10 protein-coding genes and 1 other RNA gene are annotated in these 26,253 nt (G+C 51.0%); 2 read left to right on the forward strand and 9 right to left on the reverse strand.

From position 1 onward, the window contains the following. Positions 1-268: 268 nt before the first annotated feature. Positions 269-4,045, forward strand: a complete 3,777-nt coding sequence (locus tag LG384_RS23105; RefSeq protein WP_225761588.1) for a hypothetical protein — start codon at positions 269-271, stop codon at positions 4,043-4,045. 366 nt (positions 4,046-4,411) lie between these two features. Here LG384_RS23105 and LG384_RS23110 read toward each other — a convergent pair whose 3' ends face one another. From LG384_RS23110 to LG384_RS23120, 3 genes are all read right to left on the reverse strand, one after another. After that, positions 4,412-5,110 (reverse strand): inovirus Gp2 family protein, encoded by a 699-nt coding sequence (locus LG384_RS23110; protein WP_225761589.1) that lies wholly within the window; start codon positions 5,108-5,110, stop codon positions 4,412-4,414. A gap of 246 nt (positions 5,111-5,356) precedes the next feature. Next, positions 5,357-6,871, reverse strand: coding sequence for a YfjI family protein (locus LG384_RS23115; protein ID WP_225761590.1), 1,515 nt, complete (start codon positions 6,869-6,871; stop codon positions 5,357-5,359). A 26-nt stretch (positions 6,872-6,897) separates the two neighbouring features. Next, entirely contained in the window at positions 6,898-7,110 is a 213-nt protein-coding gene (locus LG384_RS23120; protein ID WP_032197603.1) for an AlpA family transcriptional regulator, read from the reverse strand. A 208-nt stretch (positions 7,111-7,318) separates the two neighbouring features. On the opposite strand from LG384_RS23120, the gene LG384_RS23125 reads away from it, so the two are divergent. Beyond that, on the forward strand, positions 7,319-8,116 hold the full coding sequence (locus tag LG384_RS23125; RefSeq protein WP_225761591.1) for a hypothetical protein: 798 nt from the start codon (positions 7,319-7,321) through the stop codon (positions 8,114-8,116). Between the two features lie 63 nt (positions 8,117-8,179). Here the strand turns inward: LG384_RS23125 and LG384_RS23130 are convergent, their stop codons facing one another. The 6 genes from LG384_RS23130 to LG384_RS23155 form a co-directional block, all read right to left on the reverse strand. After that, on the reverse strand, positions 8,180-9,421 hold the full coding sequence (locus LG384_RS23130) for an integrase (protein ID WP_225761592.1): 1,242 nt from the start codon (positions 9,419-9,421) through the stop codon (positions 8,180-8,182). A 205-nt stretch (positions 9,422-9,626) separates the two neighbouring features. Further along, positions 9,627-9,989, reverse strand: a transfer-messenger RNA (tmRNA) gene (gene ssrA / locus LG384_RS23135). Between the two features lie 72 nt (positions 9,990-10,061). Next, positions 10,062-11,225 carry an HlyD family efflux transporter periplasmic adaptor subunit gene (locus LG384_RS23140; protein ID WP_136345271.1) on the reverse strand — a complete coding sequence of 388 codons (1,164 nt, stop codon included), beginning with the start codon at positions 11,223-11,225 and terminating at the stop codon, positions 10,062-10,064. Between the two features lie 7 nt (positions 11,226-11,232). Continuing rightward, positions 11,233-13,419 carry a type I secretion system permease/ATPase gene (locus LG384_RS23145; protein WP_225761593.1) on the reverse strand — a complete coding sequence of 729 codons (2,187 nt, stop codon included), beginning with the start codon at positions 13,417-13,419 and terminating at the stop codon, positions 11,233-11,235. Continuing rightward, entirely contained in the window at positions 13,416-14,825 is a 1,410-nt protein-coding gene (locus LG384_RS23150; RefSeq protein ID WP_225761594.1) for a TolC family outer membrane protein, read from the reverse strand. The genes LG384_RS23145 and LG384_RS23150 overlap by 4 nt, the downstream gene beginning before the upstream one ends. Before the next feature lie 93 nt (positions 14,826-14,918). Further along, complete coding sequence (locus LG384_RS23155) at positions 14,919-26,141, reverse strand: BapA/Bap/LapF family large adhesin (protein ID WP_225761595.1); 11,223 nt, start codon at positions 26,139-26,141, stop codon at positions 14,919-14,921. Positions 26,142-26,253 lie beyond the last annotated feature (112 nt).

The following is a 26,253-nucleotide window of genomic DNA, read 5'->3' on the forward strand; positions in this document are numbered from 1 at the left end:
GGGGCAGGTTAACAACTAGGAGAAGCATAATGCTGCAGCGCTTATATTCAGGGCGAGCTGTACTTCATAACCTCCCTGTAAACCATACCTGAAACGTCACGTCCAGAAGGTGCAGTCCTATACATTGCGAACCTTAGAGGCAAAGAGCTCAATAGTCTTATCGTAACAATTGGTTCGTATGGTGTTTGCATGAGGTGAAAATAACAATGACCCAGCAGCGGTTCAGCCAGTAATATTGGCTAAAATACGGATGGGGCAGAGACATTAAATGGACACTTCACATTCAGAAAATTGGGCGTTTCTTCTCAAGTTACTTAATGATAATTCAGGACAAGTTTCGCACGGTAATGGCAATCTTTTCGAACACCAGCAGGCCTATGCGCTTGCCCTTTTTTTGGTTGACGCAACGCTTGCGACACCCGAGTTAAACCGGTGCAACGTGGCCGCGTTGATTGCGGGAGAATTATCTTGGCCGCGTTCTGAAGGCTCAGATCTTTACTCTGGCACCCAATATTCGTTGGCATTCTTTGAAGCTGGGGGATTCATTTCATTTCCCGGAGGATGGGCTGCGGTTCACTGCAGTGAACCGCATCAATCTAAGCCGTTGGATCAGAGCATTGAGGATATTCTTCGGGTAACAAACCTTTTGCAGAATATTCGCTTTGGTCGGAAGGGTTACGTTCAACCTCATTTCGTGATGGAGGAGGCTCAGCTCATTGCTCTTATAAGTAAAGAACTGGGGAATATTCTTCTTGATCGTCTCTTTCCCGGCGCAGTTCAGCAGGGCGGGAAGGTTGCCATTTATCCTGAAAAACATCGGTTTACCAGACTGGAGAGCGCCTATCTCTGGCAGTGTCTTCTGAGACGTCATTCTCCTGAACAAGCTTTTCGCCAATGGATGCTTTGCGTGCGCGTATTAAGTCATTCAATTGTTCCGGTGCAGTTCAGCTTGCTTGATGAAAATGAAACGGACCAATTCTTGCGTCAGGTTGAATTGCTGGTGAAGACGGCACCTGAGTTCAGTTATCCACTCAGAACAATCTACAAGCAGGCCGTAAATTCATATGACTTTGCGCGCCTGATCCAGCCTGTCACGTTGGAAATTAACCTACACATTGGCAGTGAAAGTATCATGCTGGATAAAACCGATGAGCCAGATGAACCTGCTCCACTGACAATGAGGACTGCGGAGACGCTGGATGATGCCTACCATTTTCCTGACATTGACGATCCTGCCGAAATAATTGCTCTAGGACAATTGCAGAATTGGGGAAGCTGGCGTGATCCAATGGGAGCCTTGTCCTGGCTCATTCAGGCGTGCTTTAACCATGTAATACTCATCGATCATCACTCACTAACTACCAAACCGTTTGCGCTCAACCTACTTTCACTGGTCGAGTCACGTCAAGCGCTAAAGTATTTGCTCTTCATTGCTCTCCCTCTCCGCTTCAACTGCAAATACATCCTCTTTTTACTATCGAGGCCTGAAGCCTGTGAGATTGCAATTTATCATCTGACTAATCGGGAGTATCCGCTGTCCGTGACCCGTCGACATGATATGTCCGATGACTTGAGCCAGTTGTTTCTCGACGTGCTGGTGAGAGAGTATGTCCGTACCATAAAAAATCGATCAGATAACGGTCTGAAGTTACTCAACGTATCTCTTTATCTTGCCGACAACAGTGGACTGTTTACGTTGCTTAATACAGATGGTTTCCAGTACAGGGCGCTAACCTGTTTTATGCACAAGCTTGAAGATAAGCACGTAGCTGCAGTTGCCTCTGCCTTCCTTGAAACCATCCCCGAGCAATATGAACGGCGCATTTCACATATCAGGGAAAGGAGTGTATACCACCTCGGGCTCTGGCTTATTCAGCGACTCGAATCTACAGATGTTGCGTATCATGACTTGCTGCCGCAACTGGGTGAATGCCTGATTCGCTTTTATAGCAATGCATTCACAGAATGCATTGCTACGCGTAGACGAGATTTGCAATCTGACAATTTCTTTGCGCTTCTACCTTGGCAAAGCCTGATAAAAATTATTGGAATTAATGAAATCCTGCGGCTTTCTAGTCGATATGATAGCTGGACTACCGTGCTGACCTACAAGCATGACCGATGCTTTGATGCTGTATCAGCTATCTGCCAGTATTTGCAACTCCTGATGCTAATCTCTAAAGGTCCGCTGGAAGAAGAAGAGCGCTCGCGCGTGTGGCAGCGCATCATAAACATCGTGTGCGCGCTTGGATTCGGTCATGATGAGGAGAGATGCTATCTCTTCAGCGCTGTTCTTAATGATGAGGCAGCAGACCTGTGGAAAATTTTTAGCCTTTTTGTGAATATCCTTCCCCCATCAAAGTACGATGAGTTTACGGAACGCTGTATCGACATGATTCCGCTTGATTCACTGTATATCCTGCTTGAACGTTGTAATAACCATGAAAGAAGGCAGGTTCTTCATGATGCAATTCTCGACCGACAGGACCTCAGTGACGAAAAGCTTGGCCTAAAATCATTGGAAACGGCATTTATTCATGCCTGTGAAAATGGTCATATGGAACTTGCCGAAAGAGTTCTATCTGCTGCAAAACCCTTGCTTGAACGTTTCAGAGGTCCCTCTCACATACAGTTCAAAGAAACTATCTACCGATGGGAAACCTATCACTATAAATACAGCCTTTTGTCAGCCTACCTTTCCGGTCACGAAGCTCCTCATGCCTTCGAAGAAGTAGTGTTACGTATCTCTTTACCTGATGGCCTGACCGGCTTACCGGGGCATGAAATAGTCCGTCGCCAACTCAGGGAATGTGAACAGTTCCGTCGTTATATCATCGCAATAGCATTCTGTCAGATTGAGCCCCGCAAAACGGTACGATATATGGAAGCTCTTTGCGCAGAGGTCAACGCGCCACATTTCGCATTTACGCTGTTCAGAGGGCATATAGCCGAGCTGTCAGATAGCCAGAATAAAGCCGCGCGTCGCCGCGCTCTGAATAAGTTTCTGGAGCAGACAAGCAGCATTACACCGGATCAGATGGCTGCAAGCTGGGTAGCCATGGTGCTTGACGTCATGATACAGGTCGGCGATCAGCAGCGGGCGGATGAATACTGGAGAAAACTCACGGGGGAGCAGCACCGAACACGGGAAATCCTCCTGCCATATTGCAAAGGTCTTATCCAACGAGGTAAACCCCTTGTTGCGTCTCAAATCATTAATGAGTTTCGAGAGTGTAATCTCATTCTCAGTGAACATGATGTGGGGCTGGCCGATCTGATTACCCAGCTCAGTCAAGCTCTTCCTAATCAGAACTCTGTTCTCGACATCGTCCATGCAATGGCAGAATCTAGTCAGCGCAGTATTGATCAACTCAGACAGCACTACCTACGTATTACCGGTGGCAGCTTCGAGGACTATGTACAGATTACTGGAGGTGGCCGTTCGAAAGAGATGTTTTTGAGAAAAGTAATTACTGAGGTGGCTGGTGAGTTGCTTTTGAGGAAAAAGAACCTTCAAAGCCAGCAGAGCACTGATGGACAGCTCAATAAAATTATTCATGAAGATCTCATCAACGACTGGTTTGCTTCTCTTGTTGATATGCGAATGGCTGAGGCGAGAATTGGTTTTCGCGATCAGAAACGTACCGGCAGCTCTGAATCAGGAAAAAGCCCCGGTGAGAGTGATGGTTTGATTACCGACAGCAAAAACAGACGGATTGCAATTTTCGAGGCATTTCGCCTCTTTTCGCTTAACAAGACAGTTATAGTCGAACATCTCAACAAAGTATCTGGTTACGATGCTGAAGCCCTAAGCCCTGTCTTCATGGTTGCCTATTGTGATGTTAAAGATTTCAGCACTCTTGCGATGGGATATCACAAGTTTATTTCGAAAACAGACTATGTCGGTTACAAAAAAGACGGCCAAGCTGTAAAAATTGATGAAGAATCCGTTACGGACAATCTTTGGGTTTGTACAGAAACCAGGTTAAGAGGGGAACGTGAAGTTATGTTCTGTCATTTTTTACTTAATATGCATTGTAATTAAGGAGCGATAGAACGAGAGGAGCCCCATTGGTTAACACGAACGGATGCTAGCAACGTCTACTTCATACCCTGAATCACTTAAAAGTGTAATTCTCAGGGTGAGATTGACTATATCTACCGCCAATCGGCCGCAATGAACGTTGTTAAAATTACAAAACGTTCAGCAATTCTGGACATTCAAGCGGGTCGGTTTAGATGGCCTCATACTTAACCCAAAACGAATATTCCGACCTTTGGAGACTGCTACAGCTGCTACATGTAGCAGGTTGTAGCAGGGTACCGAGACATTTTATCGAATTTTTTACCGAGAAATGTATCAATTATGTTAATGGATAGGGTGAGGATGAATACCTCACCCAGAGTGCTATTAACAGGCTAATCCGCTTAAGCGTGGACACTGGCTTGTGCCAAAGTTGCGGTAACCGCTGTGAATATCCTTGGTCCTGGTTTTCGCCAGATACGCCAGTCGAATCAGGAAATCCCAGTAGACTGGGTTACGATCCAAAGCATCGAAGATGCTAAACCTATAAACAGCATTTGGTGGGAATTCAGTTAATGTTGCGTAATCTTCGTGAGCAAGCCCTACAGCACTGCACCAGGCTTTCTGTATTCGGGTTGCCATATTTTTAGCATTGAGTTCTTGGTAATTGCCCAGGTACCCATACACATCTGCATTAAACAACAACATCAGGTGGTAATGGGGATGTTCGCTTGTATCACGTTCCCTGCACCATCCATAAGATGGTAATGTCGGATCTCCCGGTCTTCTGGACCGGTTATGATCCGCTCGTAACTGGCTTTTCAGTGACTCGTAGAAGCGCGTGATTGCCTGCGCATCATCGCGCTGGAAGCATATTGGTAGATCAGGCTCTCCCGGTACATGAGACTGGGCGAATCTCGAGTCAGTACGAATACCTAGTATTCGGTTATTCTGCTCCAGTGTGCCGTAGACCATGTTAAGCAGTGGGTTGAGAATATTGAGGTCAATAGGCGATCTATACTTTCTGGAGGCTATTTCTACCAAGTCATGGATTTCTTCATTGGTAAGTGAATATTGTGATTCCATAATAATCCTTAAGTATGTAAATAATAATCTTTGGATAATGGGTAGCGTGAGGGCTACCCATGTGATATCGGATATAATCCCTAGCAAGGGATATGTAGGTATAAAATTAGAACATGGATGAAGGTATATTACATATACCAGGTAAACTCATGAATTGTTCTCCACAATAATTTAAACAAAAGCCGCAGTGTTACTGATATTAACGTCAAAACATTAATCAGATAAAAAAATAAAACTACTCTGAAGTTATTTAGATATAGGGAGCTTATTCATTACAACTGACCCCGAGTTTATTAAAGGAATATTGGTCTTCTCGGCTAGTTCTTTAGGTTCCATTATTGAACCAATAAATTTTACATAATTAATTCCATTCCTTTCGAATAATTGCACCACTCCTTCAGATTCAAGCTGTTCTAAAGTAGGCATCAGGTTTTCTGAACTTCTGATCGAATATGGACCTTTTTTAATGAGGTCATTCCTTTTGTAGTCGTAAGAACCATTACTAACAAGATTATCCTCAAGGTACCATTTTAATTTTTCAGCCCTTGTAGGCTCTCGGGTAGAATCAACCTTAATGATTGAATGATTAAGAATCCATTGCATTAATTTAGATGCTGACATAAAAGTATCCTTAGTAATTATCGATGAATCGGGTGTAATAAACATTTGCATTACTGCTGCGATTCTTGTTGTTTGTTCCATAAATCTGGCACCAAAATCATCATAGTAGTGCAGACTCTCTCCTAGTTTCATAAGCTCTGTAATTCTTTGGCTTTGTGTATCCCATACAGCCTGTGCTTCTACAGATAAAGTAATACAGATACGTTCTTCATTTTTTTCTCTACGCTCTATCCCGTCTTGCAAATGCTTAACGAGAATAGAGAAAAAACCATCAAGTCCTGGTTCATCAGACCATGAACACGCTTCAGGGATGTCACATAGTTCAGGGAGTTGCTCCAGATCAATCAATAATAAACGGGCTAAGAATCCTGAGTTTCTTAATTTTTTCCCCTGCTTACTTATAAAGTCGTTAAATAATTCAGGCTGTAACAACAGCAATACGGTTAGCCGGACATCATCAACATCGTAGCTGTCACGAGATGCTCTGCTGTCAGAGATTCTCCCTTCTCCCCAAAGAGAGTTGAGAACTGATATATTGCGAAAAAGATTGCTGTCAAACACCCCTCCAGCTTCATCAGAACCGAGCATCAATGATGGAGAACCCAGTGCTAATGCCTTTCTAAGTCCCTCACTTGTCGAATCGTTTTTTGTAAGATACTTTCTTTCTGGAGCTGATGGTTTTCTTCTTTGGCACTCCTCCAACGCCTCAAGTGCTTCAGTTACATCAGCCTTCTGACGAACAGCTTTGCCAAATTGTTTTTTAAGCTCCTTTAGCTCGGTTTCCCAGGATACTAGTTTAAGCTTATGAATTTTCTCTTTTAACAGAAAATCATTTCGCAGCTCTTTTTCCAGTTGATAAATTATCCCCATCAATAGCCTGAATACCGTTGATTTCCTGCTACCTGAGCGTGCCAATAGCATGAGATATAGTGATGTAAAGGTTCTCCCATTTTTAAGCTGAACATCAAATTTGTCCTGGCAGGCAAGTGTCATTACCCCAAGTAGCACTATTAAAATAAGTTCAGCGGCGGCTCCTGTTTTATAATGTATGTAGCTTATTAACCGTTGTGCAAAAGTGGGAAGTGTCTGGAATTTTAGTCCAAGTTCTTTATTTTGCGTTGAGCTGTTTTTTTTAGACATACATCCTATCTAACTCCTCTTTAGAATTAATTAATGAGACTACGATGTAACAACCACTCATCAATTTCTGATTCAAGCCATCCAACAGATTGTGTTCCAAGCTTTCTTTTTTTAGGAAAAGTTGGATCATAACGTGGTGACCTCGGGTTCAACCAGTCGTAGATTGTGGCTCGTGAGATACCTGTTTTATGGATAACAGCAGGTAAGCGGAGTATCCTGACTGATGAGGAAGTGTTCATACTTGTTTGCCTCTTGTTAGTTCAGTTTGGTTGCTGCAAAGAATAGCTGCAAGGATTCATCAAAAAAATACGGCTAGCAGAACTTTATTTTTAACGCGTTTAACTTGTTGATATTGTGGGGTTAAATGTTTTTTATTAAAGATTTTGTGAAGAAATTAGACGAAAACGTAGTGATCTTACCCGTGGAATGAATGACTGTGGGTGGTGTATGTATGCTGGCATGTTGGATGAAGAGCATGCAGATATGCAGGCTGAGATGACTATGATGAAGGAAAAGGTATGGAACTCTAAAAAGTTTGGTCCCGGGATATTGTTATATTCGCCTTCTTATTTAAAAGAGCATGGATACACTGAATCTCATAAGGGCTTTCCGAGGGAAGAGGAAAGCATAAAGTTAGATAACCTTCTTAGTCAGTACTGGGTTAATTTGCAGGCTCGTATTATTTGCGAAGAAGTCGCTGTTAATATTCCTGAGTATCCCTCAATAGATGAAATATTTAAACTACAACTTAGATATGCTCTTAAGTGCTATAAGTTGGGTCGATTAATTATGTCAGATAGTGAGGATGTTGCATTTGAAGCATTTAAAAAAGCATCTGAGTTATTTGATAAAAGCATGGGGATGGTTTGGTATAAGATCTCTATAGATAAACAAACTAAACTTTTATCTACCAAGAATAGATCAGGAAGAAAAGGTGGGGTAAAAAAATCTGAAATGTATCGACCTATTCAGGAAAAACTGGTGGAACTTATAAATGATTTGGCTCCTGAAGAGGGATGGAGAAGTAAAGTTGCAGCGGTGAATGTTCTCATTGAACCTTTGTGGCTATTTATAGAGGAGTCAAAATTGATTGTTAATAAGCACGATAAAAAATACCGAATGCCAACTACCAGTCAGGAAGCCTTAGCCGATACTATTTTAAAATCGTGGTCTACAAATGTTGAAAGTGTGAAGCAGGCTTTCGAGGACACTGTAAGCAGAAAAAAAAGAACTGGTCAGTTGTAGTAATCTTTTATGTGAATTTGGATAATAAGAATAAGCGCTCCCTATGAAGCGCTTATTCGTGTATTAGCCGACAAGCCTTATACCTCGAATGCCATCTCCAATCATATTTCCGTGATCAGCAGCCATAACGAAGTCAGCCCACCATTGCATCATTGGACGACGCTGCTCGAGGTAATCGCTGCGGTTATAAGCACGACGAACCTCATTCTTATCCACGTGGGCCAGTGCTGCCTCAATAACATCAGGTGGAAAGCCTTGTTCATTAAGGGCTGTACTGGCGATAGATCGCAGTCCGTGTGAAACGAGCACCCCACCAAAACCTGCGCGTTTTAGCGATGCGTTTACGGTCTGACTGTTCATCGACTGGTTTGGCTTGATGCGGCTGGGAAAGATAAATTCTCGATTTCCACTTAACGGCTTCATCATCTCCAGTATCGCAATTGCTTCATCTGACAATGGAACAGTATGGTCGCGGTTCATTTTCATGCGTGCTGCAGGAATCTTCCACTCTCGCGCTTCTATGTCTACCTCTTCCCAGCGAGATTCAGCCGCTTCGGCAGGGCGGGTAATAGTAAGAAGTTGCCACATGAACAGGCCGCGTGTGGAAAGGCTAATGCTGGCTGTTCGCATTGTCTGCATCAGTTGAGGTAGCTGATCCGGTCGAATGCTTGGCATGTTCTTCTTCTGCGGCTTCTCAAAGGCCTTGCCAATGTTGACACTAGGCACCGCATCAATCAGACCTGTATTTTGGGCATAGATCATGACCTCATTAATGCGCTGGCACAGGCGACGGACGGTTTCCAGCGCTCCTCTGGCCTGAACCGGTTGGACGGCCTGAACCAGTGTGTGAGCTTTAATATCTGTAACGCTAACGTCGCCAATCGCAGGAAAGACATCTCTTTCAAGAGAGCGCCAGATATCTTCTGCGTAGTCCTCTGTCACACTGGCTTTCTTCACATTCCACCAACGTTCAGCCACGAGTTGGAAAGTATTGGTTTTGGCTTCCAGCGAACTGCGAAGTTGTTCTTGCTGATGTTCCTGTGGATCGATTTGTTTCGCAAGGAGAGAGCGAGACTCTGCCCTGTAGCTTCTGGCATCGGCAAGGGTAACTGACGGGTAGGGGCCTATGCTCTTCTTCGCACGTTTCTTGGTAACAGGTCGAATGTAGCGAAACTGCCAGATTTTGCTGCCGCTGGATTTGATGAGTAGCTCAAGGCCATCACCATCATAGAGAACGTAGTCCGCTTCCTTGGGCTTAGCAGATTCGATTTCTTTAACGGATAGAGGTTTGGTTTGTCTTGCCATAGCCGGGTTTCCATAGTTTTAGGCACCTCAAAAACAATAAAGCTTTATGAGGTGCCTAACAAGGTGCCTAAAAGGTTCGGATTTAATTAGTTGGCATCAGACTTCGCGGGACAAATTGAGGGCACAAAAAAAGCCCGCAGGGCTTGCGCCGTGCGGGCTCTTAGGACTTCATCGGATGACTCTGGTAATCACCGATGGAGAATTTTGGTGGAGCTGGCGGGAGTTGAACCCGCGTCCGAAATTCCTACATCCTCGGTACTACATGCTTAGTCAGTCTTTACATTCGCACGCCAGCTGCGGACAGACACGCCACTAACGAACTAGCCTGATTAGTTTTAGCACTTCAGCCCCAGGCAGGACATCCATGCGATCTCTTTTGGGTTTGACCTCTCTTGATCCCCGTCTTAAGAGCGGAAGCTAGGGAGAGAGGGCTCTTAGCAGGTTATTAAGCTGCTAAAGCGTAGTTTTCGTCGTTTGCGACTATTTTTTTGCGGCTTTTTACGAGGCCAACCGCCCCTCGGCATGCACCTTGGGTTTCGCAAATCCCGTCGAATCCAGAATCAGCCCCAATGTGTTGCAGTAAGTATAACAGACTTGTGACATGCGTGACCAGCCCCTGCAACCCCTTATCCTCAACGATTTACCGCTCGCGCAGCGCTTCTTTTGCGCGGTTAAACGGTTTGATTAAATAGTCGACGATGGTTTTTTCACCTGTTTTTATATCCACTGTGGCAATCATACCCGGAACGATAGAGAAATGACGTCCCAGTTTGTTCTGCAAATAGTCCTGGTGGGTGCGGATAAAAACGCGGTAGTAGAAAATTTCCGGTTTTACTTTGTCCTGGATAGTATCCGGTGAGATGGTTTCAACCACACCTTCCAGTCCGCCATAAATGGCGTAGTCATAGGCAGTGATCTTCACCAACGCCCGCTGGCCGGGATGGATAAATGCGATGTCGCGCGGTGACAGGCGTGTTTCTATCAACAGGTGATCGTCCACTGGCACGATCTCCATCATTTCGCCGTTAGGCGGAATTACGCCGCCAATGGTGGTGACCTGGATGTTTTTCACGATGCCGCGCATGGGGGTACGCACCGTCAGGCGGGTAACAGAATCCTCGCGTCCTTTCAAAATAGATGCGAGCATATCCACTTCTGCGTTCGCTTTTGACAGTGCTTCACGCGCCTGCACGTAATATTGCGAGCGCAGGTCGGTGATTTTCAACCCCAGATCGCTTTTTTGTCGCTGCAGGCGCAGCACTTCCACATGGCTGGCGGCTCCGCTTTTCTCCAGTCGTTGGGTGATTGCCAGCTCTTTATTCACTGATACCAGCGCATCCTGCAGTTCCACCATCGAGTCGGCAAGTTGTGCCCGACGGCTTTTATACAAACGGGTTTCTGTGGCGATAAGCTCCGGCCAGGCTTTTAGCGAGTCGGGAAATGTCAGCGGTAGATCGTTGACTTCGGCATTGAGCCTTGCGCTGGAGGCCAGCGAGGCGCGGAATCGGGCTGCGCTTTCACCAACGTTTGATTCAGAACGGGTCGGGTCGAGGCGAGCCACAATTTGATTGGCTTGCACTTTATCTCCTTCGCGCACCGTCAGTTCTGCGAGGATACCGCCGTCGAGCGACTGCAACACCTGCTCACGCGAGCTGGGGATCACTTTCCCGCTACCGGTGGAAACTTCATCCAGTTTGCCGAAATACGCCCATATCGCTAATACCGCAAACAGCAGTGTGCTGAGCAGAATAATACTGCTGGCACCGGAAAAACGGTGTTCGCGGCGGATATCGAGGTCGTCCATGGCGGCATCATGCGGATTGGTTTTCATTTTTCCACTCCCGACCATGAGTCTGTGTGGAAGCCCGGCTTGCATTCAGCGCTTGTGCTTTCGGGGCATCCATTACCAGTTGACCTTCTTTTAACACCACCACGCGTTCGACAAGTTCGAGAACCGGAACGCGATGGGTGGCGACAACCAGCGTGCGGTTGCCCAGCCACAGGTTCAGTCGTTGAATAAACTCTCGCTCGGTGTGTTCATCCAGCGATGCGCTTGGCTCGTCGAGCAGTACGATATTGGGGGATCTCAGAAGCATTCTTGCCAGCAGAATTGACTGTCGTTGCCCGCCGGAGAGACCGTTGCCACCCTCCATAATAGGGTGAGCCAGCCCTTTGGCGAGCTGCTTCACAAATGCTGCTGCGCCGCTGACTTCCAGTGCGTCAAATATCTGCGCATCGCTGGCATGTGGTGCGCCGAGGGTCAGGTTCTCGCGCAGCGTCCCGAAAAACAGTCGCGCGTTTTGGCTGAGAAATCCGATGTTTCTGCGTAAATCAGCCATATCGATTTGCGCCAGGCTCAGGTTATCAAGCCGGACATCGCCCTGAATAATGTCTATGCCGCCTGCCATTGCCTGTAGCAGAGTGGATTTTCCTGCGCCGTTACGTCCGAGGATGGCGACCCGTTCTCCTGGCATGATTTCCAGGCGCGAGATGCGCAGCGGTACGCGCTGGTCCTCACTGTGGTAGCGAAAATGCGCATTTTCAAACAGATAGTGGCCATGAAAGATCTCCTGATGTACCCGGTTTTCATCGTGCTGGGTTTCAGTGGGCAACTGCATAATGCTGTCCAGACCCATCTTCGCCGCTTTGACCTGCTGCCAGCGTGCCAGCACGCCGCACAGGTTAGCCATTGGGGCGATCATCCGTGAGCCGAGCATGGAGGCCGCCACCACGGCCCCGGTGGTCATCGTACCTTCAATGACCATCGGTGCACCGAACATAATGATTGCCGCGTAGACCAGACTTTGTACCGACATTCCCCAGCCAATCAGTCCCTGTGTCAGCTTGCGGGTGCGCAGACCGGACTCTCCGGTAATGCGGATGTAGCTGTTCCACTGCTGCAAAAAGCGGTTCTCCGCCTGCATCAGTTTGATGTCTTCCAGCCCCTGTACGCTCTCGACTAGCACGGCGTTACGTAGAGTGGATTCGTGAGCAGCCTGGTTGGCGAGCACCGACAGTTTTTTCTGTAACAGCAATCCCGGCAGGATCATCAGAATGGCGGCGACAGGAGCTATCCACGCCAGCGGTGGGGCAATGCATGCCAGCACGACAATAAACAGAAAGAAAAAGGGCAGATCAACAATGGTCGACATGGTGGAGGAGGTGATCATCTCACGTACCTGCTCCAGCTCGCGTAGCTGGGAAATAAAGCTTCCCGTTGAGCGAGGCACTGCGCTGTTGCGCAGCCGCAAGGCATGGCTGAACACGCGATCGGAAATCCGCATGTCAGCGCGTTTACCGAGCAGATCCATAATATGGGTTCGCGCTTCGCGGAGTAAAAAGCCAAACAGCACCGCGACCAGCACTCCAGTTGAGAGAACATACAAGGTGGGATACGACTGGGCCGGGATCACCCGGTCATAGACCTGCATGGAAAAGATAATCCCGGCGAGCGACAGGACGTTAATCAGAAATGCGGCGATCATTACCGGCAGGTAAGGACGGATGTCCTTTAACACCAGTTCACGCATCCAGTCAGGCTTAAAGCGCGAAATGTAGCGATCTACCCGACTGTCTTTCAGCGCTGATAATGGGCGCAATGCGGTGATGGTGTGGATTTCCGGCAGCAGTTCCGTAACAGTCAACCGATTGCGCTGTCCCTCTTCGGCAATGATAAACACATCCAGCGTATCTTCGCCGTTGAAATGTTCTATCACCATAATTTGGCCGTCGCGAAGTTCAGCCACTACCGGTAAACGCCACTGGCTGAATACCTGCTTTGTGGTATCCAGTGTATGAAATGACAACCCCGCCTGTCGGGCCAGCTGCGTCAGGGCGAGAGACCTGTTTTTACCAGCAAACCACGGGGCGTTGGCCTGAATTGCACCGGGTGGACAGGTCACGCGGTAGTGGCCGGCAATGTGGGTAATCGCCTGCGCCCATTGGCTGAGAGTCGGTTCTCCAATGACATCTTCGGTATGCGGGTCGACCTGGCTCATAGCTGTATCTCCACCGACTGGATGCTGCGGTTATTTAAGGCGAACGCCTGACGTAGCGATCCGGTGTTGTAGAGGCAGTTCAGTTGAAGCTGACGAAGCTGACTTTGGGTCTGTAGCTCGGCAAAACGGGCCTGATACACTTCCTGTTCTGCATTCAGTACGTCGAGCAGCGGACGTGAACCGAGGTCGAGATACTGCTGCTGATAAAGTTCGCGCGTACGTTCGCTCAGCTGATGCTGGCGGCGCAGAATTTGCAGGGCGCTGGCGAGACTCATCGCCTGGCTACGGGACTCCAGTAATTTCTGACGTACGTCGAGTCGGGTGCGCTGGATGGAATATTGTGCGGACTCGACCGCATGGCTGGCGGCGTTGCGTCGGGCTGTGAGGCCGCCGCCCTGATACAGCGGCATCTCAACTTTTACCCACGTTGAGTACTGTGTTTTGTCGAGTACTTCATGGCTGGGATACTTGTCATTAAGGTAATGCTGAACAGAGGGCTCCAGAGAGAAGGTCGGTGTCATTTGCGCATTGGCGTAGTCCAGGTTTGCCTGTGCGATGTTTGCCTGTGCCCATGCCGCGAGTACGGCTGGAACCAGCCGGTCATCCGGTTTTGCCACATCACAACTGCTGTCCAGTTTGACCGGGAACTCATTGCTGATGCCGTTGAGTGAGTTCCAGCCGAGAAAACTCATCAGCGTCGCCTTGCTGCTGTCTAGGTTAGCCTGATACTGCGCCAGCTGTGAGCGAGCAGACTCAATACGCGCGTCAGTTTGTACCACGTCTGACTGCGACGTCGCCCCTTCATTATTGCGTTCCCGGGTCAGCCTGCCAATGCCGTTCAGGGCAACGAGCTGCTCTTCGGCGGCATCGACCATTTGCTGCCACGCCTGAACCTGGACAATGGCGTTTGCGGTGGCGTGGGCGACGGTATCAATGCTGAGTAATACGTTTGCCTGTTGTTGAGCGGCCCCGGCGGTTTCAGCCCGGACCTGGCTTGCGACTTTGCCGAAGTCGTACAGCATTTGCGATACCGAGATCACCAGTGACGGGCTGAAACCGTGATCGTTATAGGTATTGCTGTATCCGTTGTTCATTCCGGCAGTGACCTGCGGATAATATTTCGATTTCGCCACGTCGATCTGCTCATTCTGTGAGAGCAGTTTACCGATGGATTCACGAATAGAGGGGTGCCAGCTTACAGCGCGGCTTACCGCATCGCTAAGCGTCAGATTGCCGGGCGCGGCGGCGCTAAGCGGTAGTTCGGCCATGGAACCATCGAGAGAGGGAAGCATCTGGCTGGTGGCCAGCCCTTCCGGCGTAATAACTTGAGGTTCATCTTTGGCATTAACCCATAAGGAACAGAGCGTTAATGCCAGCAGTAAAGCGACAGGGGCGACACGTCTCATAGTTTATCCCTTTCAAAATACGGCTGTGACGACTGTTATTGCCCCGGACGTCATGGCATCCGGGGCTGTAGTTATGGCGTTACGGTACTGATTTCAGGTCACAATGTGGTTTTGTTGGATCAGCTCGTCGAGCGTGGTGTGTACGTTCTCCAGAGTAATGAGATTAGTCGAGTGATACGTTGCGCCCGTACCGTCGCGGTCGATAGAAACCACCGTGTTGTTACCATTGGTGGAAACGGAGAGATAATTGCCGAGCGTGGCGTTTTGCCCGTTCCAGCCGACCAGCAGGTCGCCGATATCGATTTTGTCTCCCTGCGCCAGTGAGAAATTAGTCCATGTGTCCGTTGTTCCGTTGCCACCGGTCGCATCGTTGGCGCTGAGCAGGTGATAAATCAGCGTATCGCCATATGCACTGCCAATAAGACGATCGGCATCTGCGGTGCTCACGACCTGCGGATTCATGTCGATGGTCAGCGTGGCAGTATCGGTATGGCCTTTCTGGTCGTTCAGGGTGTAGGTAAATGTCTCTTTGTTGGTGATCGTCGCAAGAGAGACATCGTTGTTGAGGGTATAGGTGTAATGGCCGTCAATCCCGATGGTCAGTTTGCCGTACAATCCATTGATGGTAGCGCTGGCGGTACTGCTTCCCAGTGGATCCAGCGTAGCGGTGCTGCCGCCTGCGCCATTCACCGTCAGCAGGGTATGCACGCTGGCAATATGGTCCCCGTCATAGATATTGCCTGTGACGTTATTCACGCCGGAAGTTTCGAAGTTATCGAGGTCGACTACCGAGCCTTTGACACTTGGCGTGATGGTAATGGAACCCACACCCAGTGCACCGACGCTACCGGTATAGTCCAGACGATAGTTCCCTGCGTGCAGCACGAGCCCGTTCAGGGCGATATCAATGTTGCCGCCGAGCAACAACCCACCGTTGAATGAATCCCCGGCCACCTTAACGCCTTTGCTGTCGTACAACGCCCAGACGACATTCAGCCCGCCAAGCGTTAGCCCGGATGCCACGTTAAAGTGCAGCACGACGTTCTGCACCGCTGTACCCGCTGCCACCTCGATGGTGCCAGTGCCGCTTTTCGAGCTTGGCACCAGCAAAGTGTTCCAACTGGCATTCCCTACGCTGGTATCAGTAAACGGCTGAGAGGTGTCCTGCAGTGTGGTGACCGCCATCTGGCTGCTGATGTCATTTACGGCATCCAGCGCCTGTGGCGTCGCCTTGATGTTCAGCGACGCGCTGCCGGTATCGCCGTTTGGTGCTTTTACCGTATAGACAAAGCTGTCCGGCGTATTGATGCTGTCTGCGCCCAATCCACTTTTCAGCGTGTAGGTGTAATTGCCTTTCGCATCGATTATCAGCGTACCGTACTGCCCATCAATGCGCGTGGTGCCCGTGGCATTGACCGTGACGCCGTTCACTTCAGTGATGACCGTATTGGCCGGAGCCGAGTCATTAGCCAGAATGTTGCCGTTGGTTGAGGCGCTCAGACTGTCTACTGCGTAGGTGTGATCCGCCTGAATATTCAGGGTATAGCTTGTCAGCAGGGTCAGGCCGCCTGAGGCGTTAAGCAGGAACAAATAGTCGCCACCAGGCAGCGTGATGGTATATGCCGTAGAGCTGCCGCCTAACAGCGCGGTGACCCAGTTTGGTTGTACCCGATATTGCTCATACTGCTGGATTGTCTCATTGAAACGGTAGACGTAGAGATCAAAACCGCCAAGCGTAACGCCGAGAACATCAGCCTGAATTGTCAGCGTGCGGGTGGCGCCGTCATCAACGTTGAATTTGATCGGGTTGGTCAGGCCGTTTACCAGACTGACGTCCAGAACATTACCCAGGCCGATATTCGCGAGTGTGAAGCCGGTTTGTTTTGACGGTCCATGGTCGACCGCGCTGACTTCCGTTCCGTAGGTCAGTGAGGCTACATCATCCGCAGCCGTTACGGTGCTGGTTGCAGGGTTTTGACCTAGTGTGACCACTAATTTTGCCGAAGAGTGATCATTACCGTGAGTCAGCGTATAGGTGAAGCTTTCGGAACGCCCATAGACCGATGCCGATGTGTTGGTGAGAGTGTAGGTATAGCTACCGTCCTGGTTAATATGCAGGATGCCGTATTTACCCTGAATATCGGCTCCACCCGCGGGGATGTTCACCAGATTCCCGTTGCCATCGGTAATCGAGGTCACCCGGGTGCCGGAAGGGGCGTTATCCTGTCCGTTGGTGGGGTCGGTATCTGTGATGATGTTGCCGGATTCCGTCAAGCCACCGGTGATGTTTCCGGCGCTGGTTTTCACCACCGCAACATCCAGACTGGTATAGGCACCGGTAGCCAGCAGGCTGGTGTTGTAGCTGACTACGCGGTAATCCCCGCCTGTCAATCCATCATAGTTGAGCGTCACTCCTGAAGCACCGAGCGTTAGCAGATCGGCAAACTGGGGTTTTGAGGTATCGACTACCGTAACCCAGGCGTTGAGCGCGGTGTCAAAGCGCTGGATAACGATCTCCATGGTGCTCAGCAGTGACAGCACAATGCCGGTTGCGGCAGCGTTGATGGTGACGGAACCACTGCCACCAGACTGGATGCTGAAATTGACGGCGGCCGTGTTGTTCCCCAGCACGTTAGCCACTGTTCCCAGTGCATCCACCAACAGAAAACCATAATCGCTTTTGTGCTCATTGGTGATGGTGACATCGGTTTGTAATGCCAGCCGGGTGACGTTGTCTTCGGCCAACAGTGGCAATACCGGGGCGATAACACTTGTCGGTGATGAGGTGTTGCCAGCCGCATCGGTTGCGGTGGCGGACAACGACTGGCCCTCAATCTGGCGAACCGGCAGGGTTACGCTGTATACACCGCTGCTGTTGGCGATAGCCGTTACGCTGCCACCACCAGGCAGGGAGATGGTGACGGTGCTTCCCGCTTCGGCGATACCACTGATGGTTCCGCCATCGGCACTGATCAGGACCGTTGGTGCTGGCGGTGGCGTGGTATCCACGATGACGCTGAATGCGCCGGATAAACCGCCTGAACCGTTGGCATTTGCCGCACTGGCGGTAAATGCGTGGTTGCCTTCGCTGAGTGCACTGCCAGGGGTAAAGCTCCAGAGTCCGTTACCGTCAGCAGTCGTTGTGCCCATCAATACCCCATTATTGTAGAGGCTGACGACGGCGTTAGCCTGCGCCGTTCCGCTAAGCGTCGGGCGGGTATCATTGGTGGTTTTCCCGGCGGCGACTGCGCCAGTTATCGTACCTATATCATCAAATACGCTGGAAATAACAGGAGCAGGTGGCACGCCAGTAAACGGAGCCAGCGCGCTACCTGGCGAACCCATGTTGCCTGCCGCATCCTGTGCGCTAACCAGCAGCGTTTGCCCACTGATCTGCGGTGGGTTAAGGATGAAAGTAAAGTTGCCGGATGCATTGGCCGTTGCGGTGCCGAGTACGGTTCCGCTACTTGAGGTGATGATTACTGTACTGTTTGCTTCAGCAACACCTGTTAACGTGGTGCCGTTGGCGTTAATCACCAGTCCGGTAGGAATGCCCGGAGCGAGGGTATCGACCACTATCGCGGCGGCAGACGATGTCCCGCTGGTATTTCCTGCGGTATCCGTTGCCGTGATAGTAAAGGCATGCGCACCCTGAGTCAGCGCTGTGGGTGGGGTGTAACTCCAGTTGCCGTTTCCGTCTGCCGTCACGCTGATGACAAAGTTGCTGTTGTCATAAATATCGACCCGGGCATTGGCTTCCGTGGTGCCGTTTAATGTCGGGCGCGCGTCATTGGTGACCTGGTTGTTGCCAATTACCCCTGTGTTTGGTCCCACATCATCAATAATGCTGCTAATTGATGGTTGCGCCGGAGCAGTAATGTCCACGATAACGGTAAATCCGGCTGTCGCGCCGCTGGTATTTCCCGCGGCATCGGTGGCGGTCACAGTGAAGGTATGTGAACCGTTAGCAAGCGGTGTGCCTGGCGTAAACGACCAGCTGTTATTGCTTTGCACGAGCGCGGTGCCGAGCAGTGTACCACCGTCATAGATACTAACGGTGCTGCCCGCTTCGGCGGTGCCGTTTAGCGTTGGACGGGCATCATTAGTCAGTTGCCCGTTGCTCAGCGCCACATTAAACGCACCGCCTGCAACATCATCCACCACCGTGATTAGCTGTGGTATTGAAGGCGGGACCGTGTCGACATTGATAATAAACCCGGCGGAGGCAGAGCTGACGTTTCCGGCGGCGTCGGTGGCGATGGCGGTAAATACGTGCTGGCCATTACTCAGGGTGGTTGGCAGATATTCCCAGGTGCCATCTATTGCCGCTGTTACCGTAAACAGCAGTGTGCCATTGTCGTAAATGGCGACTCGCGCATTAGCCTCCGCTGAACCGCTCAGAACAGGACGGGTGTCATTGGTAAACGCACCGCTCGACAGCGTACCGGTTCCTGGCTGCACGTCATCGAAAGCTTCAATAATCGTGGGCGCAAGAGGGGGGACGGTATCAACGATGATACCAAACCCGGCCGACGAGGGACTGACGTTTCCGGCGGCATCCGTTGAAGTCACGGTCAGTGCGTGATTGCCGTTACCAAGTGCGGTCCCGGGGGTGAAATTCCAGGCTCCATTCCCGTCTGCCGAAACCGTACCGATAAGCGATCCGTTATCGTAAATTTTGACCGTTGAATTGGCCTCAGCGGTGCCGCTAAGTGTGGGGAGTGCATCGTTTGTGGCCTGGCCGTTGCTCAGAATACCGGTTATCGGGCCGACGTCATCGACGACCTGAGTGATGGCGGGCATGGTTGGCAATACGGTATCAACCGTGAGCGTAAAACTGTTAGATGCAGGGCTGGTGTTGCCTGCGCTGTCGGTGGCGGTTACGGTCAGCGTATGCGTACCATTGCCCAGCGCTGTTGTGGGGGTAAAACTCCAGGTCCCACCAGCGCCTACGGTGGTGGTGCCGATTGGCTGACCGTCACTCAGGACAGTAATAGTTGCGCCAATTTCGCCAGTACCGCTCAATGCCGGGCGGGTTTCGTTCGTTGTCTGACCATTATTAATCGGGCCTGTTGTGGGAGCCGTATTATCCTGCACTGTACTGATGACCGGTGCCTGCGGGGCAAGGGAATCCAGTTCGAGGGTGAAGGACGAGGAGGAACCGCCTGTATTACCCGCCTTGTCAGTAGCAACGGCGGTAAATACATGCTGCCCCTGACTCAGCGCGTTATCCGGTGTGAAGCTCCAGTTACCTGACTCATCGACCAGGGCCGTGCCGATATCAACGCCTTTATCGCGGATCGTGATGGTGGAGCCAACTTCCCCTGTACCGTTCAGCGTAGGCTGCGCGTCATTGGTCAGTTGCCCGTTTGTCAGCGATGTGCTGCCGGGTTGATCGTCAATTACTGAGGTAATAAGCGGCGCGGCGGGTGGTAGTGTGTCTACAATCAGGACGAACGGTGGCGTCGCCGGGCTGATATTACCAGCACCATCCGTGACGGTTGCGGTCAACGAATGACTGCCTTCGCTGAGTGAAGATGGCGGCGTAAAGTTCCAGTTGCCGTTTTCGTCGCTGGTGGCAGTGCCAATTACCGCGCCATTATCGCGAATAGTGACAATGGAATAAGGCTCGGTAACGCCGTTGAGCGTTGGCGTACTATCGTTGGTTGACTGTCCTGATGTAAGCGTCTGGGGAGTGCCAACATCGTCCGTTACCGTCACAATGGATGGGGCGTCCGGGATCAAAGTATCAACAATAATCCGGAAGTCCGTAGACTCATCTCCCTGATTGCCTGCTGCGTCAGTCGCGCGCACGGTAAAAATATGCTCGCCTTCTCCCAGCGAGTTTGTCGGGGTAAAGCTCCAGAATCCGCTGCTGTTTACCGTGGTTGTGGCAATCGCAACACCTTTATCATAGAGGGTGATAGTGGCGCCAGCTTCACCGGTTCCGTTTAAGGTTGGGCGCGAGTCGTTAGTCATTTGCCCCTTATCTAACGATCCTGCGCCCGGTGAGATGTCGTCTATGATGCTGGTGATGGTCGGCGCCAGCGGGGCGGTGCTGTCGATGGTGATGGCGTAGTTGGGTGACAGACCGCTGTCAGTACCGCCAACAGTTTGTGACACAGTAAAATTATAGGTTGTACCCTCCGCCAGGATTGTAGGCAGTTGATAACTCCATGCGCCAGAAATGGCATCGGCAGTCACTGTGGTCAGCAGGATCCCATTTTGAAATATATTGACCGTTGCGCCAGCAGTCGCGCTTCCTTGCAGTAGCGGTTGGGTATCGTTGGTGGTTTTACCGTTACCAATGACGCCAACGCCGGGAGCGATATCATCTACGATTTCAAGAGTTGGCGGGTGCGGTACACTGGAAGTGGCGGCTGCAAAAGAGGTTGGACCGCTCTGATTACCCGCGGGATCCTGGGCGATGACGTTCAATGTCTGACCTGTTGTTTGCGCCGGTGACAGGGTGACGGAATAATTTCCGGAACCGTCTGCGATCCCCTGGCCGAGAACCGTAGTACCGCTGCGAATGATAACGGTACTGCCCGCTTCGGCTTTACCGATAACCAGCGTACCGTTTGGATCTACGCTGGTGACTGTAGGTGCGTCGGGTGCCAGAGTGTCGACAGTTAAGGTGACAGCGTTCCCTGCTGGTAGCACGTTACCTGCGGCATCCTGTGCGCCGAAAGTCAGTGTGTGAGAGGCGTTAGCGGAGAGAGTAACTTCAACACTCCAGTTCCCATTCGCGCCAACAGTTGCCGTAGCAATAGCGACAGGATTACTGCCATCATAAATTAATACGGTGCTGCCGGGAGTGCCGGTTCCGCTAATGGTGGGGGTCGTATCATCCGTGACGCTTCCGTTACCAAGCGAACCCGTAATAACGCCGGCGTTATCCTGAATATCTGTTACCAGTGGCGAGGCCAATGTTGTGTTGTTTACCGTAAACGAGATGCTGTTTGAGCTGCCGCTGGCGTTACCAGCCACATCGGTTGCGATGGCGTTCAGGGTATAGTTTCCGTTTGCCAGCGCCATTCCGGGAGTGATGCTCCATTCGCCGTTAACGACAGTAGTGGTGCCGATAACCGTGCTGCCGTTATACAGGGTGATGGTGTCTCCGGTAGTACCGGTTCCACGAATGGTCGGTGTCGTGTCATCGGTCACGGCACTGGGACCGATATCGCCTTTGACGTTACCGACGTCATCACTGGCGGCGATAATCACCGGAGGTGCAGGTGGTGTTGTATCGATGTTCAGTAGGACAGGATCCGATGGTAAGCTGACATTTCCTGCCGGATCGGTTGCCGTGATAGTCACCTGGTAATTACCCTGAGCGACTGGGGTGGTTGGCGTATAACTCCAGCTGCCATCTGCACCGACCGTCACTTCACCCAGCGGTGTAGTATTGCCATTAAGGAAAATGGAAATACGATCCCCGGCACTCCCCGTCCCGCTGAAGGTTGGCGTGGTATCGTTAGTGGTACCGTTGGTGATAATTCCGGTTATCGGGTTGGTATCATCAGTCATCGTCGGTGGAGCGGGCCTCACCGGCGGCTGATTATCCACCGTCAGAGTAAAGCCTGCTGACGGGATCCCCGAGTTGCCCGCAATGTCGGTAGCCGTTGCGGTGAATTTGTGTGGGCCATCCGACAGGGGAGTGGGAGGCGTAAATGTCCAGGTTCCATCGGGCTTCACGAGGGCGGTGCCAATGGGACCGCTATTATCAAAAATAGTAATTGTCGCACCAGCCTCACCGGTTCCAGACAGTTTTGGCTCGGTACTCTTCGTGCTACCCCCGTTACTCAACGTTTTCGTATCACTGCCAATCAGGCCTTCCGCAGAAGTGATGACGGGTGCTGCGGGTGGTGTGGTATCAATAGTCAGCGTGAAATTTCCGGCGTTACTGGCATTGCCCGCTGTGTCTGTCGCGATAGCAGACAGATTGTGGGGGCCTTCACTGAGAGGCTGGCTAACCTGGAAACTCCAGCCCCCTCCCGTGATGACTGTCGCCGTTCCAATCGGGGTAGCACCGTCGTAAATAGTGATGGTGGATCCAACTATTCCGGTGCCTTTCAGTAGCGGCAGGTTGTCGTTTGAACGGCTACCAGAAGGCAGATCGACTGGCGCATTTCCGACGTCGTCTGTGGCGGTCGAAATAGTGGGGGCTCCAGGGGCCTGAGTATCAACGGTAACAGTGACGATGGTTTGTGAGGTGACGACGTTACCGGCTGCATCTGTGGCTGTCACCTTAAAATGGTGATCGCGGTCGCTGAGCGCTTTGTCCGCTGGTACGGTATAGCTCCAGGTACCTGATTTATCGATAAGTATCACTGTCATCAGCAGGCTGCCATCATACAGCGTCACCAGAGAGCCAGGCTCACCGGTCCCAGAGATAGTGGGTGTACTGTCATTGGTCACCCAGCCGTTATTCGCGATGTTACCGGTGATAGTGCCGACGTCGTCGCTTATGAGGGTAATGACCGGTACGGTTGGAGCAACACTATCAACAATAATTTTCCAGCTTGCGGCGCTGCTGGTATTGTTGGCGGCATCCGTCGCCGTCACTGTAAATACGTGCGCACCCTGACCCAGTGAGGTGATTGGTGTGTAGTTCCAGTTACCGTTGATATCGGCGGTAACGGTCGTCAGCAGTACGCCATTATCATATATTTTGACCTGAGAACCGGCCTCGGCGGTGCCCTTGATTTCCGGTTTGTCGTCGTTAGTGAGCGTATTGTTATCGATGTTGCCGACGATCTCGGCAACATTGTCTATGACGGCAATGATAACGGGCTGGTCTGGCGCAGTGAGGTCCGGGGCAAGCGCAGTGGTCGGCTTGCTCTCGTTTCCTGTGTTGTCCGTTGCGGTGGCTTTTACCGTTTCACCGTTGATTTGTGACGGCGAGATCGGCACGGTGAAATTCCCCCCGCTGTCTGCCTGGCCAGTGCCAATAGCAATGCCATTGCTGTTTTTGATGGTGATGGTGCTACCCGCTTCAGCGTGACCACTCACCGAACCACCATCCCCGGCGACGGTTACACCTGTTGGTGCATCAGGCGCCGTGGTGTCCGGCGCGGTGACATTAGCATTTTCACCTGTGTTGCCAGCCGCATCAGTGGCGTTAGCGGCAAGCTTCTCTCCGTTAATCTGTGGCGGAACCAGCGTAGCGGTAAACTCCCCGTTAACGCCGGCTGTTGCTGTACCAATGATGTCGCCGGCCGGATTCAGTATATGCACTGTACTGTTGGGCTCTGCCGTGCCGGAGACCTGGTCGCCAGTAGGAGTGATCAGCAAATTGCCAGGCGGCAGTGGGGCGGTAGTATCCGGTGCAAGCGCGGTTTCTGGCTGGCTCGGGTTTCCTGCCGGATCGGTTGCGATGGCCGTTAGCGTTTCGCCATTGGTCTGCGGCGGGGTAATCGTAATGGTAAAAGAACCATCCGGTCCGGCGACGCCACTACCTATCTGATTACTGTTGCCATCGGTAATAACCACAGTATTGCCTGGCTCGGCCGTTCCTGTGACGACGGATCCATCAGTTGATACGCTCAGATCATCCGGAGGTGATGGTGGCTGAGTGTCGATATTTATGTTGAATGCTGGCGACATTCCCCCTGTACCCGACTGGTTAGTCGCGGTGACAGTGAAAGCGTACGGACCATCTGGCAACTGCATGCCGGACGTCCAACTCCAGTTGCCGCTACCGTCTGCAAGCACATTGTCGATAAGCGTACCGTTGTTATAAATTTTAACTGTACTGTTGGCTTCTGCGGTACCGGAAAGGGTAGGTGTAGCGTCGTTAGTAGCCTGATTGTTGCTCAAGGTTCCGGTAGACGGTGCGACGTCATCCATCACGCTGACGATAACCGGTACACCCGGATAGCCAGAGTTCTGAGCGTTGAATTGCGTCTCCGGACCAACGTTGCCCGCTTCGTCCTGAATCCTGACCGTAAGTGATTCGCCATGTGTCTGCGATGGTGAAATATTAATAGAGAAATTTCCGCCTGGCTCGACGATGGCTGAGCCGAGCAACTGGTTATTGCTGCCAATAATCATGACTTTGCTACCGGCTTCCGCGTTGCCGGTTACCGTTGTACCTTCAGGATTAATACCGGAAATTGTTGCGGCTAACGGTGGGGTGATATCGACGGTAAATGTTGGTACGGAGGTTTCTGTACTCACGTTACCTGCAGCGTCGGTTTGCGTGGCCGTCAGATTGTGGATGCCCTCGCTCAGCGGTATATCCGGCGTAAAAGTCCAGTTGCCATTCTCATCAACCTGGGTCATGCCAATCAGGATGCCATTATCAGAAATGCTGATGAAGTTGCCGGCTTCACCGGTACCGGAGAGGGTTGGCGTGTCGTCGTTAGTCACGGCGTTATTGTTGACAGGTCCGGTAATGGAATCTGCATCGTCGGTTACCTGGCTGACTACTGGCGCATCAGGGGAGACGGTGTCGATGATAATCTCCCAGACTTCAGACATTTCACTGCTGCCCGCATTGTTCGATGCGCTGACCGTGAACTCGTGAGTACCATCCGCGAGAGGAGATGAAGGCGTAAATGTCCAGTTACCATTGGCATCAATAGTGACCTGGCCAATTTCAGTGCCGTTGTCGAAAATATGCAAAGTGGTGTTCGCGGGGCCGGTTCCCTGAAGAGTAGGGGTACTATCGTTGGTGGATTCCTGCTGATTTACGATGCCAGTAATAAGCTCCTGATCATCTGTTACGCTGGTAATAACGGGCACATCTGGTGTTGCTGGCATCGTTGTCGGCGGCGCACCGCCATCACCATCACTGTCACCATTACCGTTATTACTGTTTCCGCTACCATTACCGCCGTTGCCATTTCCGTTGCCAGCGTTATTCCCGCTATCACCGCCGCCACCACCTCCACCACCGCCTCCGCCTGCAGCGAGGGCGATGCCCCCCGCAACCGCGACGCCGCCGAGAACCCAGGGCCAGACAGCTCCGCCTTCATGACTGCCTTCCGCTGTCATCAGCGGCGTCAGGTCATCAATGTGCTGAAAGTGGAATGCGCCATCGGTATCCTGAACCCACCACAGTGCGCCGTTGTTATCTTCGAGAACGAGCTGGCTTTTGTCATTACCGTTTGCGACGTAAAAATTTTTAATCGTGATGGTTTCGCCTGAGCGGAGTGTGACAACCAGATCCTGATTAATACGAGTCAGTTGACTGATGTCCTCACGTTGAACGGACAGCTTCACGACAGACGGTGCACTGAGCGTAACTTCAGAGGCTTCAATATTTGTGGAGACACCAGTCAATTTTGATACAACGGCGAGTAGACGCATATGTTCACTCCTGATGGCTGGCCGGGAGTATTAATTCGCAACGGCGCGCTGGGAATAATGAGCAGACAGGTGCCCCGTTCATCATGAAGATGAATTTACACATGTAATTTCA

This window comes from Citrobacter sp. Marseille-Q3906, assembly GCF_916618775.1.
In the GTDB taxonomy this organism is placed as follows: domain Bacteria; phylum Pseudomonadota; class Gammaproteobacteria; order Enterobacterales; family Enterobacteriaceae; genus Citrobacter; species Citrobacter murliniae.